This is a genomic window from Streptomyces sp. WMMB303, from assembly GCF_029351045.1.
Classification (GTDB): Bacteria; Actinomycetota; Actinomycetes; order Streptomycetales; family Streptomycetaceae; genus Streptomyces.
The window spans coordinates 3,469,901-3,487,443 of record NZ_JARKIN010000001.1 but is presented as its reverse complement, the minus strand read 5'-3'; the positions used below and the strand labels follow the sequence as shown (position 1 = coordinate 3,487,443).

7 protein-coding genes and 1 tRNA gene are annotated in these 17,543 nt (G+C 74.7%); 6 read left to right on the top strand and 2 right to left on the bottom strand.

The annotated features are described in order from the left end of the window. Positions 1–103 precede the first annotated feature (103 nt). From P2424_RS15485 to P2424_RS15470, 4 genes are read left to right on the top strand one after another with little or no spacing between them, the layout of a single operon-like run. Positions 104–1,432: a hypothetical protein gene (locus P2424_RS15485; RefSeq protein WP_276476313.1), complete on the top strand. Its 1,329-nt coding sequence runs from the start codon at positions 104–106 to the stop codon at positions 1,430–1,432. Next, a complete protein-coding gene (locus P2424_RS15480) occupies positions 1,429–3,057 on the top strand; it encodes an MFS transporter (RefSeq protein ID WP_276476312.1) in 1,629 nt (542 codons plus the stop codon). The genes P2424_RS15485 and P2424_RS15480 overlap by 4 nt, the downstream gene beginning before the upstream one ends. Next, positions 3,023–5,992 carry a beta-ketoacyl synthase N-terminal-like domain-containing protein gene (locus P2424_RS15475; protein WP_276476311.1) on the top strand — a complete coding sequence of 990 codons (2,970 nt, stop codon included), beginning with the start codon at positions 3,023–3,025 and terminating at the stop codon, positions 5,990–5,992. The genes P2424_RS15480 and P2424_RS15475 overlap by 35 nt, the downstream gene beginning before the upstream one ends. Then, a complete protein-coding gene (locus P2424_RS15470) occupies positions 5,989–13,587 on the top strand; it encodes a MupA/Atu3671 family FMN-dependent luciferase-like monooxygenase (RefSeq protein ID WP_276476310.1) in 7,599 nt (2,532 codons plus the stop codon). Before P2424_RS15475 ends, P2424_RS15470 begins: the two co-directional genes overlap by 4 nt. Positions 13,588–13,809: 222 nt before the next feature. Here P2424_RS15470 and P2424_RS15465 read toward each other — a convergent pair. Continuing rightward, positions 13,810–13,882, bottom strand: a tRNA-Ala gene (locus P2424_RS15465). 130 nt (positions 13,883–14,012) lie between these two features. On the opposite strand from P2424_RS15465, the gene P2424_RS15460 reads away from it, so the two are divergent. Beyond that, positions 14,013–14,564: a helix-turn-helix transcriptional regulator gene (locus tag P2424_RS15460; protein ID WP_276476309.1), complete on the top strand. Its 552-nt coding sequence runs from the start codon at positions 14,013–14,015 to the stop codon at positions 14,562–14,564. A gap of 79 nt (positions 14,565–14,643) precedes the next feature. Next, complete coding sequence (locus P2424_RS15455; RefSeq protein ID WP_276476308.1) at positions 14,644–16,047, top strand: serine/threonine-protein kinase; 1,404 nt, start codon at positions 14,644–14,646, stop codon at positions 16,045–16,047. Between the two features lie 61 nt (positions 16,048–16,108). On the opposite strand, the gene P2424_RS15450 is transcribed toward P2424_RS15455, so the two are convergent. Next, positions 16,109–17,488 carry a hypothetical protein gene (locus tag P2424_RS15450; protein WP_276476307.1) on the bottom strand — a complete coding sequence of 460 codons (1,380 nt, stop codon included), beginning with the start codon at positions 17,486–17,488 and terminating at the stop codon, positions 16,109–16,111. Positions 17,489–17,543 lie beyond the last annotated feature (55 nt).

Sequence of the window (17,543 nt, the reverse complement as noted above, 5' to 3'; positions counted from 1 at the left end):
CAGTTCCCGCCTCCCGTTCCGGACGCAGCCCCGGGGCGGGGCACGCAGTGTGCGCCGGACACGCCGACCGGCGTGTCCGGAACCCCACCGTTCAGGGAGAGCCATGACCGACTCCGTGACCCGCAGCTACAACGCCGCCTGCCGCGCCGGCGACACCGCGCTGCTGCACAGCATGGACCAGGCGCGGGCGGATTTCCCGCCGCTGTTCGACGCCTCGTGCGGACACCGCCTGCTGCCGCGGGCGTTCTTCATCGACGAGCAGGAGATGCGCGGCTTCGCCGCCGACGTCCACGCGTTCTTCCAACTGCTGGTCAGTCTGCCCGACCGGCTCTTCGGCGGCGACCTGGGCGCCTACTGCGAGGCACTCGGCATCCCGGGCCCACAGGCACGGCTGATGCGGCGCTTCGCCCACGGCGACCCCACCCCGTACGGGCGGGCGGACCTCTACCACGACGGCACCTCCTTCCGGCTGCTGGAGTTCAACGTCGGCAGCGAACTCGGGGGTGCCGACCGGGCGGAGATCCAGCGCTGTCTGCTGGGGGTCCCCGCGTTCGAAGAGTTCGCACGGGAGCACCGGCTCAGCTACGTGCACACCGGGGAACGCATCGCCGCCACGCTGCGCACCGCCGCCGAACCGCTGACCGGCGGCGCCGAGCCCGTCGTCGCGTTCACCGAGGCGGACGGCGCACTGGGCACCTATCTCCATCTGGTGCGCTCCTTCCAGGAGATGATGCGCCACCTCGGCGTCGACCTGCGGATCTGCGAGGTGGGCGAGCTGAAGGAGAAGGACGGCAGGCTGGTGCTCGACGGCACCCCGGTGGACGTGGTGCTGCGCTACTTCTCCACCGCGCAGATCGCCCGCGCGCCCGGCGGTGCGGAAGCCGTCGAGCCGGTGCTGCGCGCCCACGAGGAGGGCAGAGTGGTGCTGTTCACCACCTTCCAGAGCTCCCTGTACGCCAACAAGGGCTGCCTGGCGCTACTGTCCGGGGCACGCGGCCGGCAGACCTTTTCCCGGCAGGAGAGAGAACTGGTCGACCGGGTACTGCCCTGGACCCGGGAACTCACCCGGGACCTGGTTCCCCACTGCCGCGAGCACCGGGAACGGCTGATCGTCAAACCACGGGCGGACTTCGCGGGCGCCGGAATCCACGTCGGCTGGCAGCTCGCCGACCGGGAGTGGGCGCGCGTCCTGGCGGACTGCGCGGACGCCGGGTTCGTCGTCCAGGAACGGATAGCCCCCCGCGCCGAACCGGTGCTGGACCCGGAGAGCGGCCGGACGGAGGACTGGATGGCCGTCTGGGACGTCTTCCTCACCCCCGACGGCTACGCCGGCTCCCATATCCGCGCCCTGCCCCATGGCGCCGGAGCGGTGGTCGGCATGGGTGCCAGCCCCGACTGCCGGACCTCCGGTCCGTTCCTCGTGGCGCGATGACGCACGGCGGGACCGACGACGACGCGGACGGCGGGACGGACGTGCCGGGCGCCGGTACGAGCGACCAGCCATCCGGTGCGGCAGCCGCCGGTGCCGTGTCGGATGCCCGCTTCCGACTGGTCATCGCGGGCTTCGCCGTCTCGCAGTACGGCAGCTTCCTGAACATGGTCGCGCTGAACCTGTTCGTCTACACGACGACGGGCAGCGCGCTGTCCACCGGGCTGTTCATGGCGGTGCGGCTGATCTCCGGCTTCCTGGCAGGACCGGCGTGCGGCCCGGCCGCCGCCCGGTTCGGGGCCCGCTCGGTGATGCTGTGGGCCAACTTGCTGCAGGCCGCTGCGCTGCTGGCCCTCGTGCTGGCGCCGGACGGGATCCGCGCCGTGGCCCTGTTCGTGTCCGCCGCCGTCGTGGGAGCCGGGGGCACGCACTTCCTCGTCGCGCTGCGCGGTGCCGTTCCCGAACTGGTGGGCCGGCGGCGGCGGGCCTGGGCCAACTCCTGGATGGCGACCGCGCGCTCCGGCGCCATGGTCGTCGGCTTCGCCTCCGCCGGTGTGGTGGTACCGCTGCTCGGCTACACCGCCGCCTTCCTCATCGACATGGCCACCTTTCTGTGCTGCGCCGCCACCATCGCCCTGCTGCCCTCCGCTCCGGCCGCGCTGCCGGAGGCGGACGGCGGGAAGGCCGACCCGGACGGCGGGAAGGGGGCGGACGACGGGGAGGGGACGGACGGAGGCGGACAGGACACCGTTTCCGAGGGCCAGCACAGGCTGCGGGGCCGGACGCGGGGGCGGATGCGGAGCGCCGCGTCGGTGGCGGCGCTCACCGGCACGCCAGTGCTGCTGCTGATGGTCGGCCTGCGCAGCGTCGACGCGCTGGGCTCCTCCTCGCACAACGTGGCCCTGCCCGTCTACTCCACCGCCGCCGACCCCGCCGACCCGGCGGCCTTCGTCAGCCGCTTCTGGCTCTGCTGGGGGGTCGGCAACGTGCTGATGCAGCAGCTCATCCGGTGGTATGGGCGTCGCACCGGCAAGCAGGCCGGAGCGCGGGGTTTCGGCGTCGGCACGGTCGTGATGTCGGTCTCCTTCATCCTCGCCTTCGCCGGCTTTCCGCTCGCCGCCGTGGTGCCGATCGCACTGGTGGCCGGAGCCGCGGACGGCCTGACGGAAGTGTCCTACGTCTCGCATCTCCAGACGCTCCCCGCCGACGTCCGGACCCCGGTCTTCGGCCTGTCGGCGGCAGCGGAGAACTTCGGGTTCGGGGTGGGCATGGTCGGGGTGTCGGCGCTGCTGGAGGCGTTCGCGCCGCTGACCGTGGTCGCCTGGTCGCACGGGGCCGCCGTGGCCGTCGCCGGTGTCTTCCTCACCCTGCTCGCTCTCGGGCCGCGCCTTGGGCGCTCCTCACCTTCCCAGGCTTCCGGTTCCCCACGCGGTTCCCGTTCCACCGATTCCTCGACGACCCGCCGGGATCAGGCGGAGAAGGGAACGAGAAGTGGCAGCCACACCCCGGACAGCATGGACGGCACGAACGGCACAGCCGGCACAGGCGGCGCCAACCGCGGCGAGGACCCCGGCGGACCGGACGCCGATAGCGGTGATCGGGGCGGCGTTCCGGCTCCCCGGAGCTGACGGCGGAGCACAGCTGTGGCGCGACATGTACGAGGGCGTCAGCCACGTGCGGCGGTTCACCGACACGGAGCTGAGCGCCGCCGGCCTGCCCGAACGGGTGCGGGCGGCGGCGGACTTCGTCGCCGCGGGGGCGCCGCTGACCGGCATCGAGGACTTCGACGCCGCGTTCTTCGGCATGAGCGCGAAGGAGGCCGCCGTCACCGACCCGCAGCAGCGGCTGCTGCTGGAGTGCTGCCACCACGCTCTGGAGGACGCGGGCTACGGCGACCCCGCACGCACGGCGGAACGTATCGGCGTCTACGCCACCACCGGATACCGCCTCCACTCCCTGCACTCCTACCTGGACCACAATCTGGCCGCGGAGCGGGAGGGCGCGGACTGGGTGGCCCTCAAGAGCCTGCAGGTGGGCAACTACCCGGACTTCGCAGCGGCCCGGGTGGCCTTCCGGCTCGGGCTGACCGGTCCCACCGCGGGGCTGGCGACGGCCTGCTCGGGCTCGCTCGTCTCCGTGCATCTCGCCTGCCAGGCACTGCGTGCGGGGGAGGCGGGAATGATGCTCGCCGGCTCGGCCGCGCTCCATCTGCCGCAGGCCACCGGGCACCGGCACATGCGCGGTTCCACCCTCTCGCCGACCGGCGCCGTGCGGCCGTTCGACGCCGACGCGGACGGCACCATCGGCGGCAGCGGCACCGTGGCGGTGCTGCTGAAGCCGCTGGAGCGCGCGCTGGCCGACGGCGACACCGTGCACACCGTGATCCTGGGCTCCGCCGTCACCAACGACGGCGCCGACAAACGCAGCTTCGCCGCCCCCAGCGTCTCCGGTCAGCGCGACGCGGTTCTGCTGGCGCTGGAGCGCGCCGGAGTGCGCCCGGAGACGATCGGCTACCTGGAGTCGCACGGGACCGGCACGCTCAAGGGGGACCCCCTGGAGTTCGCCGCGCTCAGCGAGGCGTTCCGTGCCCACTCCCGGGCCCGCGGCCACTGCGCGCTCGGCTCCGCGAAACCGGCTGTCGGCCATCTCGACAGCTGTGCCGGACTGGCCGGGCTGGTCCGGGCCACCCTGGCGCTGCGGCACGGCACGGTCCCGCCGCTCGTCAACCACCAGCGCCCCAACCCCGCCCTCGGTGCACTGGCCGACAGCCCGTTCCTGCTGCCCCGCTCCCCCCTGCCCTGGCCCGTGGACGACGGCCCCCGGCGGGCAGGCGTGCACTCCATCGGCATGGGAGGCACCAACGCGCATCTGATCCTCCAGGAGCCGCCGCCGCGAAGACGCACCCACGCGTCCCGCGGGCGGGGCGGCCACACCCCGACGAGCGACGCCCACACACGCAGCGTCCCCGCGAGCGGCCTCCCCGCAAGCGGCGACCCCGCCGCCGTCCCGCTGCTGCCGCTGTCCGCGCGGACCGGGCCCGCCCTGGCGGATGCGGCACGGGCGCTGCGCGACCGGCTGTCCGCCGGGCACGCGCCACCGTGGGAGGACCTGGTCACCACGCTCGCGCTGGGCCGCCGGCACTTCGCACACCGCCTCATCCTCACCGCCGGGCCCGGAGCACCGCCGTCCCCGGCGGCGCTGGTGGCGCAGCTCGACGACTGGCTCGCCCACGAGCACCACGGGCACCGCGAGGACCGGCGGGCCCGCGCGCGGCCGACCGAAGGGCCCGGATTCCGCACCGCGTTCGTGTTCGACCGAGGACGCGCCGGTGCGCGCGCCGACGAGCACGCCGGGCTCCCGGCCGGCGTGGCCCGCGGCCTGTATGAACGCTTCCCCGTGGTGCGGGAGACCGTGGACGCGCTCACCCGCCCGTACCCGGGCCTCGCCGCCCTGCTGCTGGCCGCCGAAGCGCCCGCGGACCGCCGCCGCGCCCTCGCCGAACCCGCCCTGTTCGTCCTGCAGACCGCGCAGCACGCCCTCTGGGAGCGGGTCGGCATCCGGCCGTGCCGGGTGACCGGGCACGGCGCCGGACGCTGGGCGGCGTCCTGTACGTCGGGCGCGCGGGCGCCCCGGGAAGCGCTGCGGATGCTCATGGAGGGCCGGGACCGTCCCGCGATGCCGCTGCCGGAGTCCGGCATGGCGGCGCCGGCTCCCCGGAGCGTCCCGGGGGCCGACGCTGTCGTCGTGCTGGGCCCGGCACCGTCCGCCGAGCCTGCCGACCCCTGCCGCGCGGCCGGGCCCGCCGATCGCGCTCCGGGGCCGGGCGAGGCGCCGGCGGGCTTCTGGCATGCCGTCGGCACGCTCTACCTGGCGGGGGCGGAACTCGACTGGGACGCGCTGCTGGACGGCCACCAGGGCGGCCGCGTTCCGCTGCCCGGCTACCCCTTCCAGCGCACCCGCCACTGGAAGGGGCCGCCGCCCCTGCCCCGTACGGAAGCGAGACCCCGCACCGGCACGTCAGCAGCACGTCCCCACAACCGCACGGAGGATACGTTGACGGACCACGCCATACTCGACCGCGTCACCAAGCTGACCGCGGACCACCTGGACCACTCTCCGGAACAACTCGACCCGGACCGCGGCTTCGTGGCGCTGGGCGCCGACTCGCTCCAGCTGATCGGTCTGGTGCGGCAGTTGGAGGGGGAGTTCGGCGTCGAGCTCGACCTGACGGAGCTGCTGGACGACGCGGGGACCCCGCGCCTCGCCGCGGAGATGATCGCAGAGCGCTCGCTCGCGAGACCCGGGCCGGAACTCGCCCGGGAGCCCCGCCGGGAGTCCGGCGGCACGCCCCACCAGGAACCCCACCAGGAACCGTGCCAGGAACCGCGCCAGGAACCGCGCCCGGGTCCGGGCCCGGACCGGCAGGAACCGGTCACCCGCGCGGAGCTGGACGAACTCGCCCGGCAGGTCGGAGTGCTGGCCGAGACGCAGCAGCGGATGCTGACCCAGCTCGCCGACGCGGTGGCGCTGCTCACCGACGGGCGCGGGGCGGTCACCCGATGAGCGCCATCGGCACCCGGGCAGGCCGGGAGGAGACCGGGGAGGCCGGGAAGTCCGGGGGAGCCGGGGAGACCGGAGAGCCGGCCGGCGCGGTGGACCGGGTGGCGAAGCTCTCGGCCGAGCTGAGCGAGCGGCTGGCCGCCGCGCACCGCGCCCGCCGCGCCGATGTGCCCGCTGAGGACCGCGGCGAACCCGCCGGCGCCCGCAGCCCGGCCCCGGGCGCCGCGCAGCACGGTCCGCACGTCCGCATCGACGCCGGCTCCGGAATGAGTGGCGCGGCGGCGGACGAGCGACAGCGCGCGCACACCCGTGACCTGGTGCGCAGGCTGAACGCGCGCACGCCCGGCTCCAGGGCGTTGGCCCAGCGGCACCGCCGGGTGCTGGCCGACAGCCGTGCGGTCGTCGGATTCCGCAGCGCCACGAAGGACCTGCTGTATCCGCTGGCCGCCCGCGAGGCGCGTGGCTCCCGGATGGTGGATGTCGACGGCAACCCGTACATCGATCTGACCATGGGTTTCGGTGCCCTGTTGCTCGGCCACGAACCGGAGCCGGTTCGGGAGGCCGTACGGCGGCACCTCGCGCACGGGCTGCGGCTGGGCCCGCGGGAGGCCCTCACCGGCGAGGTCGCCGAGCTGCTCGCCGAGCTGACGGGGGCGGAGCGGGTGGCGTTCGCCACCACCGGCACCGAGGCCAATTCGGCAGCGGTCCGGCTCGCACGTGCCGCGACGGGACGCAGCCGCGTTGTCATGTTCCGAGGCTCGTACCACGGCCACGTCGACAGCGTGCTCGGCCGTCCGGGAGGCCCCGAGGGCGCCGCCGTTCCCGTCTCCAAGGGGATTCCGGACAGCGCCGTCCAGGAGCTGACGGTGCTGGAGTACGGCAGCCGGCAGGCGCTGGAGACCATCGACCAGCTCGGCGACAGCCTCGCGGCCGTGCTCGTCGAGCCCGTGCAGTGCCGCAACCCCGGGTTGCGTCCGACGGCGTTCCTGCGCACGCTGCGCGAGATCACCCGCAGACACGGGATCGTGCTCCTGTTCGACGAGATGCTCACCGGGCTGCGCCCGCACCCGCGCGGCGCGCAGCACCACTTCGGTGTCGAACCCGATCTGGCCACCTACGGAAAGGCTCTCGGCTCCGGCTTCCCGATCGGCGCGATAGCCGGCCGGGCCGACATCATGGACGGGGTCGACGGCGGTTTCTGGCAGTACGGGGACGACAGCCGGCCGCAGCGCGAGACCACCTTCTTCGGCGGAACGTACATGCAGCACCCGCTGTCGATGGTGGCCGCCCACGCCGTGCTCGGCCATCTCAAGGAAGCCGGCCCCGGGCTGCAGGAGGAGCTGAACCAGCGCACCGACCGGTTCACGCTGGGCCTCAACGCCACGCTCGAACGTGACGAGTTCCCCCTCCAGGCGGTCAACTTCGGGTCGATGTTCCGCTTCCGGCAGCGCGCCGACATGGATCTGCTGTACCCGCATCTGCTGCTGCGCGGCATCTACATCTGGGAGTGGCGCAGCTGCTACCTGTCCACCGCGCACACCGAGGAGGACCTGCACCAGGCGCAGGAGGCGGTGAGCGACGCGCTGCGCGAACTGCGGGACGCCGGCTGGTATCCGCGTACCCGTACCCCTGCCCGGGCTCGGCCTCGCTCCGCACCCGAGTCTCCGGCGCAGGCGCCGATGCCTCCCGGGGAACGGCCGGCGCCGGACTTCAGCATCTCCTTCTTCGGCGACTATCCGGAACAGCCCCGCACATCCCCGTCGAAAGGGTCCGGGTCCGCGGGCACGGGCACGGGCGACGAGGCGACCGGGGGCGCGCCCGGCACCGGGGACGGACCGTACGCCCTCGTCCTCGACACCGCCCGCTTCGCCGACCGGCACGGCTTCCACGGCGTGTGGCTGCCCGAGCGCCACTTCCACACCTTCGGCGGCATCTTCCCCAACCCGTCCGTACTCGCGGCCGCGCTGAGCCGGGAGACCAGCCGAATCCGGCTGAACGCCGGATCGGTCGTCCTGCCGCTGCACGATCCGCTGCGGGTGGCCGAGGAGTGGTCCGTGGTGGACAACCTCTCCGGCGGACGGGTCGGACTCGGCTGCGCCGTCGGCTGGCACGCCCAGGACTTCGTCCTGGCCCCGGACCGGTTCCCGGGCCGCCGCGATGTCACCTTCGAGCACCTGGCGGACCTCCGGCGCCTGTGGCAGGGCGGCACCGTGCGGCGCCCCACCGGCGAGGGCGCACCCGTCGAGGTGCGCGTCCAGCCACGCCCCGTGCAGAAGCTGCCGCCGCTCTCGCTGGCCACCACCGGACGCCGCGAGAGCTACGAGCAGGCCGCCCGGCACGGCCTGGGCCTCCTCACCAACCTGATGCACCAGGACGTCGGCCAACTCGCCGAGAACATCCGGCACTACCGCACCACACGCGCCGCCTGCGGGCTCGACCCGGACACCGGCCGGGTCACCGTACTGCTGCACACCTATCTCGCGGACGACCACGCCACGGCACGGGCGGAGGCGCTGGAGCCGATGTGCCGCTATCTGCGCGCGTCGCTGACCATGCGGGCCGCGGCCACCGCAGCGGGCCACCGGCCGCAGGACGTGGCGGACGCCGACGAGAAGGACCTGGATCTGCTCTTCCGCCGAGCCTACGACCGCTACTGCGACGGACGGGCCCTGATCGGCTCGCCGGAGAGCACCGCACCGCTGGTCGACGAGCTGCGCAGGGCCGGGGTGGACGAGATCGCCTCGCTGGTGGACTTCGGCATGCCCGCCGACCGGATGCGAGCCGGACTGGAGGTCCTCGACAGCCTGCGGGCCCGGTTCCACGACGAACCCGCCGCCGGTCCGGCGGCCCGCCCCGCCGGGGCCCCGGTCAGCGGGCCCGCCACTCCGGAACAGCGGCGGCTGTGGACAGCGGCTCACCTGGCTCCGCCCGGCACCTACAACGAGATCCAGGCCGTGCGGCTGCGCGGCCCGCTGGACGAGCGCGCGCTGCGTACGGCGCTGGACGGCCTGGTCGCACGGCATCCCGCACTGCGCACCGTCTTCTCGGAAGAGCCCGGCGTCCCGGAAGGGCCCGGCTGCCCGGACGAGTCCGCCGCTGACGCGCGCACCGGCGAACCGCCCGGCCCGGACCCGAGCGACCCGGACGGCGGTGCGGGCACCGGCGGCACCGGCACCCTGTGGCAGACAGTCCTGCCGGCCGACACCGCCGTTCCCGTCGCGCTCCACGTCTCGGACGCCGCAGCCGAGGACGCCGGGGCCGCGATCCGCCGGGTGCTGCGCGAGGAGAGCGAGCGGCCCTACGACACCGCGCGCGGCCCGCTGTTCACCCCCCGGCTGCTGCGGCTGGGCGCGCGGGACCACGTCCTGGTACTGGCCATGCACCACCTGGTCACCGACGGGCACTCGGCCCGGCTGATCGGTGCGGACCTCCAGGAGCTGTACCGGGCCGCACACGAGGGCCGCGCCCCCCTCTTCCGCCGCCCGGCCGGCTCGCCGCTGGAGCACACCGGCACGGCACGCGCCCCGCGGGACGTGGAGTGGTGGCGAACCCACCTGGGCGAGGATCCGCGGCCCCCGCAGGTGCCCACGGACCGGCCGCGCCAGCAGACGGTGGGCCGAGGCGACGCGGTGAGCGTCCACGTCGACGCGGACGAGCTGGCCGGACTCCAGGAGTGGAGCGGGCAACAGGGTGTCACCCTGTTCGCGACGCTGCTGACGGGCTGGCGGATCGTGCTGCGCGGCCTGTGCGGGCAGGACGACTTCGTCCTCGGCTGCACCTTCGGCCGGCGCCGCCCGGCGGACCTGGACACGGTCGGCTTCCATGCCGGGCTGCTGCCGCTGCGCGGCCGGCTGACGGACGACCAGCGCCCGGCCGACGCCGTCCGGGCCACCCGAGACACCCTGCTGGCCGCGGCCCGGCACCAGTTCACCGACCTGGACGACCTTCCCGCCCTCCGCACGGCCCGCGCCGCGACCGCCGCGGCCGCCCGCCCCCTGGCCACCGTCTCCGCCGACCTGGACACCGACCACCTCGCCGGCCTCGACCTGCCCGGGCTGGAGACCGAGCCGCTCGCCGAGGGCACGCTGTCCGCCCCGCTGGAACTGGCCCTGATGGCCGTACGGACCCCTACCGGGCTGCGGTTACGGGTGCGCTACGACGCGGACCTGTACGAGGCCGACACCGTGCGGCGGATGCTGCGCCGGCTGCGCGCGGTGCTGCGGGCCCTGCGGGGGCCGGCGGCGTGCGTCGCCGAACTTCCCGTCGCGGCGCCCGAGGACGAGGCGGAGGAGGACGGCTGGTGCGACGGCGGCCCGGCGCTGCCGCATGAGCCGGCCCTGACCGCGCCGCGCCCGCCCGCGACCGACGCGCCGCTCGTGTACGCCGCCGACGGCACCGCCGACCCGGGCGGCGGGCACGGCCCCGACGACCGGGCGTGGAGCGGGAACCGGGTGAGTGCCGCGGCCGCGGCACTCACCGGCCGGCTCCGCGACGCCGGAGTGCGCCGCGGCGCCACGGTGGCGCTCGCGCTGCCGCGCGGCCCGCAGTTCGCCGCCGCGGCGCTCGGTGTGCTGGACGCCGGCGCCTGCTGCCTGCCGCTCGACCTCTCCCAGCCGGCGGCGCGGCTGACGGCCGTCCTGGACGACGCTGCCCCGGCCGCCGTCGTCACCCGCGAAGACGACCCGCTCCACCCGGCGGTACACGGACATCCGGCACTGCTGCGGATGGCCGCCGAGGAGGGCGGGAAGCGCGACGAGGCCGGAGAGGTCGGCACCCGGGCCGAACGCTCCGCGACGGTGGGCTCCGATCCGGCGTTCCTGCTGTACACCTCCGGCTCCACCGGCCGCCCCAAGGGAGTCGTCCTGGAGCACCGGAATCTGGCCGCGACCCTGGCCACCTACCGCGACGGACTCGCCATCGGCCCGGAAGACCGGCTGTCCTGGTACAGCGGAACCGGCTTCGACGCCACCGCCCTCGAACTGTGGCCCGCGCTGGCGACGGGCGCGCAGCTGCACGTCGTACCGGAACGGCTCCGCCTCGACCCGCCCGAACTGACCCGCTGGCTGGTGGAGCGGCGCATCACCGTCACGTTCGTGCCCACCCCGATCGCCGAGGAACTGCTGGCACAGGACTGGCCGGCGCACACCGCGTTGCGCTCCCTGGTGACCGGCGGCGAGCAACTCCGCCGCCGGCCGCGCCCCGGACTGCCGTTCTCCCTAGTCAACATCTACGGCCCGACCGAGGCCGCCGTCTTCTGCTCCTGGGGCGAGGTCACCTGCGAGGGCCGGACCCGCTTCGGGCTGCCCTCGCTCGGCCGCCCGTCCCCTGGCATGCGGCTGGAGCTGCGCGACCCGGCCGGGCGCCCGGTTCCGGCCGGCGCGGTCGGTGAGCTGCACATCGGCGGCCCCCAGGTGGCACGCGGCTATCCGCGGGACGCTCCGGCGACCGAGGAGCGCTTCCGCACCGATCCGACGGGCAGACGCTGGTACCGCACCGGGGACCTGGCCCGCCGCCGCCCCGACGGGCGCGCGCACTACGTGGGGCGGGCGGACGATCAGACGCAGATCAACGGCGTCCGGGTCGAACCGGCCGAAGTGGAGGCGGCGGTCCGCACCCTGGACGGCGTCCGGGACGCCAGAGTCCTCCCGGAGTTTCCCGGCGTCCCCGGCACCGCCGCTCCGTCCGACGCCCCGGACGGAGGCAGGCAGCTCCTGCACTGCCATGTGGTGCCCGAGACGGCAGAAGCCGCCGCCCCCGGCGCCGTCCGCGGCTGGCGCCGCGCCCTCGGCGAGCTGCTGCCGGGCCCGATGGTCCCCGAGCGCTGGACGGTCGTGGCCGAACTGCCCCTCACCCCGAACGGCAAGTGGGACCGCGGCCGGACGAGCGAGGCGGCAGGAGCACGACCGGCGGCCGACAGCGGCCACCAGGACGCCCCCGAGGACCACGCGGAGACCCTCGCGGCACTCCGTGCCTGCTGGCAGCAGGTGCTCGGAGTCGACGACGAGACCGCGGAGCAGCTCTCGGACGACGACAGCTTCTTCGCCGTGGGCGGCCATTCCATCAGCGCGATCCGGCTGCTCAACCGCGTCCGGGAGCGGTTCGGCGCCGCCTGCACCATGGCCGAGTTCTTCGCCGAGCCGACGCCGGCCGCCCTGGCCGGCCGGCTCGCCACCCGCCGCCCGCGCCGCCGGGCCCCCGCCACCATGGAGCAGATGTCGATCCTCCGGGCGCACACGGCGGCGCCGCGGCCGGAGGTGTGGAACGTACCGACGCGGCTGACGATGACCGGCCGGCTGGACGTCGGCGCGCTGGAGCAGGCCGTCGGCCGGCTCCTGGCCCGGCACCACGCCCTGCGCTGCCGGTTCGTCCGGGACGACGGCGGGCGCTGGTGGCAGGAGGTGCACGAGGCACCGGCGCACGCCCCGGTGGCGCTGCCCGTCCGCGACCTCGGCGGCCTCCCCGGGCCGGAACGCGAGACACGGGCCGAGGAGCTGTGCCGGCAACTGGCCGCGACGCCCTTCGACCCCAGCCGCTCGGTGCGGCCCGTGACCCGGCTGCTCCGCCTGGGATCCGACCGCTGGATGCTGATGCTGGTGCTGCACCACAGCAGTGTCGACGCGTGGTCCCTGTCGCTGCTGCTGGACGAACTGGCCACCCTGTACACCGCGGCCGTCCACGGAGTGCCGGCCGGCCTGCCCGCACCGGGCTCCCAGTCCACCGACTACGGCGACCTCCAGCACCGGCTCCGCGACCCCCACGAGGAGGCCGACCGGAGGGAACGCTGGAGCCACTACCTCTCCGGCGCCCCCTTCCGGCTGGAACTGCCCGCCGACCGGCCCCGCCCGGAACAGCCGAGCGGCCGCGGCGGCACAGTCCGCCTGCGGATACCGGAGCACACCCGGTCGGCCGCCGAACGCCTGGGCCGCTCCCTGCGCACCACCGCCTTCCCCGTGGCGTCGGCCGCGCTGGCGGTACTGCTGGCCCGGCTGTCCGGCGAACGGGACATCCTGCTCAACATCCCCTACGCACACCGGGAGTGCGCCGCACACGAGTCGATGGTCACCTGTACGGCGATGGCGGCCTCGGTACGGATCCGGCTCGACGAGGCGGCCACGTTCGAGGACCTGGTACGCCACAGCAGCGCCCGCACCCACGAGGCCATCGGCATGCTGCGCCCGATGTTCGAGGTGCTGGACCACATCCGCGCGTCAGGCGTCCCCGACGTACCCGAACGCCTCCCGATCGGTTTCGCCTTCAACAACTCCCTGGACACCGGTGTGTCGCTGCCCGGTCTGGAGACCCAGGTCGACGACGTGGCCGCGCCGGCCGCCCGCTGCGACCTCACCTTCGGGCTGACCCCGGCCCCGGCACCCCCGGACGAGCAGCCCGGCGGGTCCGGCTACTGGGCCTTCCTCGAGTACGCCACCGACCGGTGGGACCCGGACACCGCCCGCGCGCTGCTGGCCTCCTACGCCGACGCCCTGGAGGAAGCCTGCGCCCGCCCCACCGCTCCCCTGGACTCGCTCCTCCGCGCCCGGCCCACCGGGCCGGGAGGTACCGCCGCAGAGGGAACGGCGGACGCCGGGAGCAGGCCATGACGTACCCGACGGCCACGCCCCTGCCGGGCCCCCGGCGAACCCCCAGGGGGCGGCCGGGCGTCGGGGGGGGCCAGGGAGCCGGGAGCGTGCGGCGGCGGGCCGCCCTTCACGCCCTGAGGTGGCGGCTCCGCGAGGAGGACCGCCGTTCCCTCCGGGCCCGGAAGCCGACCCGAAAAAGACCCCTCTGATCTGCGCTTCCGCAGGTCAGAGAGGTCTTCACGGTGGAGCCAAGGGGAGTCGAACCCCTGACATCTGCCATGCAAAGACAGCGCTCTACCAACTGAGCTATGGCCCCGTCGCGCACCAGGGTACCGGCTCCGGGGGACGAATTCCGACCGGGTATCGCCCCGCCCCCGCCGCCGTCCGTAGGATGCACGGCAAGTTCGCGCGAGCGAAGCACCACAGGGCAGGCCAGGGGAGACGCCATGGACGCAGCAGCACAGGACCCGACGGCGAAGGCGCGCGAGCTCCAGAGTCAGTGGTACGGCGAGCCGTTGGGAACCCTCTTCCGCCGGCTGATCGAGGACCTGGGACTCAACCAGGCCCGCCTCGCGACGGTGCTCGGACTGTCCGCACCTATGCTTTCGCAGCTCATGAGCGGGCAGCGGGCAAAGATCGGCAACCCGGCCGTCGTGCAGCGCGTCCAGGCCCTCCAGGAGCTGGCCGCCGAGGTGGCGCGCGGCGACATCAGCGCCGCCGACGCGACCAATCGGATGGACGAGATCCGCCGGACCGCGGGCGGCAGTGTGCTCAACAACACCACGCAGACCTCCTCCTCCGGCGCCTCGCAGACCCCGGTCAAGCGAGTCGTACGGGAGATCCAGGCCCTGCTGCGCTCGGTGTCGGACGCCGCCGACATCATCGAGGCGTCCAACGCGCTCGCCCCCTCCCACCCGGAACTGGCAGAGTTCCTCCGGGTCTACGGCGCGGGCCGCACCTCCGACGCGGTCAAGCACTACGAGGCGCACCAGAGCTGATCACCACGAGCCGTACCGCGGCACCGCGGCACCGCGGTACGGCGGGAGAGCGCGGAAGCAAGGGGCGGGCGCGAGCACCATGGGTGAGATCTTCGCCGGCAGGTACGAGCTGGTCGATCCGATCGGACGCGGCGGCGCCGGGATGGTCTGGCGCGCCTGGGACCATCGGCGCAGGCGGTATGTGGCCGCCAAGGTGCTGCAGCAGTCCGACGCCCACACCCTGCTGCGCTTCGTCCGCGAACAGTCCCTGCGCATCGACCACCCGCACGTGCTGGCCCCGGCGAGCTGGGCGGCCGACGACGAGCAGGTCCTGTTCACGATGGATCTGGTCAGAGGCGGATCGCTGGCCCATCTCGTCGGCGACTTCGGCGCACTGCCTCCCACGTTCGTGTGCACCCTGCTCGATCAGCTCCTCTCCGGCCTGGCCGCCGTGCACGCCGAGGACGTGGTGCACCGGGACATCAAACCGGCGAACATCCTGCTGGACTGCACCGGCACGGGACGTCCGCACCTGCGGCTGTCCGACTTCGGCATCTCCATGCGCAAGGGCGAGCCCCGCCTGACCGAGACCAACTACGTCGTCGGTACGCCGGGCTACTTCGCACCCGAGCAGTTGCTGGAGGCGGAGGCGGACTTCGCCTCGGACCTGTACGCGGTGGGACTGGTGGGGCTCTACCTGCTCACCGGCCGGAAGCCCGACGCCCAGGCGCTGTTCGAGGAGTACGAAGACGGGATGCCCGCGGCGCCCGAAGGGGTGGCCGAGCCGCTGTGGCAGGTATTGGGCCAGTTGCTGCAGCCCGATCCGGCCGTGCGCTTCCGCACCGCGACAGGTGCCCGCAAGGCCCTGGCCGCAGCCGCCGAGCTGCTGGACCGGGACGCGACGGTGGAGCAGGAGGCCGTCGAGGTCTTCGACCACATCGGCCCGCTGCCGGACGGGTTCGGCGCCGAGGGGCCGCTGCGCGCGGCCTCCCCGAGCCCGGACACCGCCGCCGGTAGTGCCGCCGGGAACGGCAGCGGGACGCCGGCCGGGAGCGGCACCGTCGGGGCGGCCACCGAGGAGACTGCCGCCGGGGCGGCCGCCGATGAGGCCGCAGCCGTCGCCCCGGCGCCGGGGGCCGCGCCCGCTCCGCGGCCGTCCGACACCGGGAGCTTCCCGCTGCAGCCGCCCGCGGCGGTACCCGCCGCAGCGGCCACCGCCGCGCAGCCGGTACCGCAGCAGCCGAGTACGCCACCGGCGCCGCCACCGGGGCCGGGTCGGTACCCCACCGCGGCGGACCAGGGCACCCGGGTCTACCCGGCGCACGGATACGGATACCCGGCGGGACCGCCCGTCGGAGCGGCGCCGACCGCGACGCCGCCGCCCGCGCACGTGCCGGCCCCCGCACGGAGGCCCGGCCCGCCGCTCAAGGTGGCGGTGCCGATGCTGCTCGTCGCGCTCCTCTGCCTGGCCACCGGCGTCTGGGCGCTCTCCACGGCGGCGTAGCCCGCGGCCTGTCGGTACCGCCGCCCCCGCCCCGCGGCCCACCGGGTCCGCGGGGCGGGCACTAGCTCTGCGGAGGGCCTCCGTACGGGGGACCGTGGAGAGGGTGGTGCGGGAGCAGGCCGTCCGGCGGGACCGGAGCGTAAGGGTCCGGCGCCGGGTGCCCGGCCGTGCGGGCCCGGCGGCGGGCCAGCAGCAGCCAGAGGGCGAGGACGAGAAGGAGCGCCCCGCCCGCACCGACACCGGCCCAGCCCACCGTGCGCAGCGTCGCGCTGCGCTCGGCCTGGGCCTCGGTCAGCCCCTTCTCGGCCATCTCCCGGTCCCGCCCGGAGACCCCGAACCCGGCCGCGGCGGCGTCCCCGTCGTACTCCGGGCCCTGCTGCGCCCGGCCTCTGACGTCGATCCGCAGGGTGACCGGGGTGCCGTCCGGGAAGGGCGTGGCCATGTCCGGGCCGACGGTGACGGCCACGTAGTACCAGCCCGCGAAGCGGGTCCCGGAGGCGGCGTCGAGGAAGCGGTTCTCGTAGCGGACCGGGTTGCTGTAACGGTCGAAATCGGCTCCGTCGCCGTCGTAGCCCTGGAAGTCCTCGTCGTAGAGCGGGGTACGGGCCGGGTTGTAGACGTTCATCCGGAAGCCGTGCGGCACATACCGGCTCCCGGTCCCGGACTGCCGCGCGGAGTTGGGCAGCTCCGTACGTACGTACAGCCGCTGCCCCCAGTCCACGGGCACCCGGTACCAGCGGGTCTCCCCGGCGCGGACACGGTCCTTCCACACCCCGTCCCCGAGCGCGCGGGCGTCGTTGAAGCCGGTACCGCCGGTGCGGGTCTCCGCCGGACCCGAGGGCGGTGCGGGGCGGGTGTTGTGGGCGTCGGTCTCCTCCTCGGCGCCCGGCCGGGGCGCGGGGATACCGCCCTTGAGACCGGGCTCCACCATGACCGACAGCTCCAGCGGCCAGGAGCTCGGGTCGGAGTTGTCGCCCTCCTCGCGGACGACATGGACCAGATAGGGGCCCGCGCTGCGGCAGTTCTCGTCCGCGGGGTCGCCCATCAGCCGGGAAGCGGTGGCGGCCAGCGGAAAGGCGGTGTCGCCGTTCCCGTCGGCCGAGCCCTCGGAGCAGGAGTCCCCTTCGGTGTTCTGCAGCGTCACCTTGAGGCCGTCCTGGAAGGTGACTCTGGACCCCGGCTCCGGTACGGCGGTCGCGGTCACATGGACGTCCGCCTTCGCGTCCAGGTCGAGCGCGTAGTACTTCTCCTGGCCCAGCCGGATCCGGTCGGTGAACAGGCCGGTCGCCACCTCGGGCGCGTCCGCGCTGCTCGCGGCGCCGGTGATCTGCCGTGCTTCGGCGGCCGGTTGATAGCCGCGCGGGGTGGCCGCCGCCCACGCGCGCGGGGCTGCCTGGCCGCCCAGGACCCCGGCGGCCAGGCACAGTACCGCGGTCGACACGGCGGCGGCGCGGGCCGCACGCCGGCGCCCGTGTCCGCGTTCGCTCCCGGGCCCG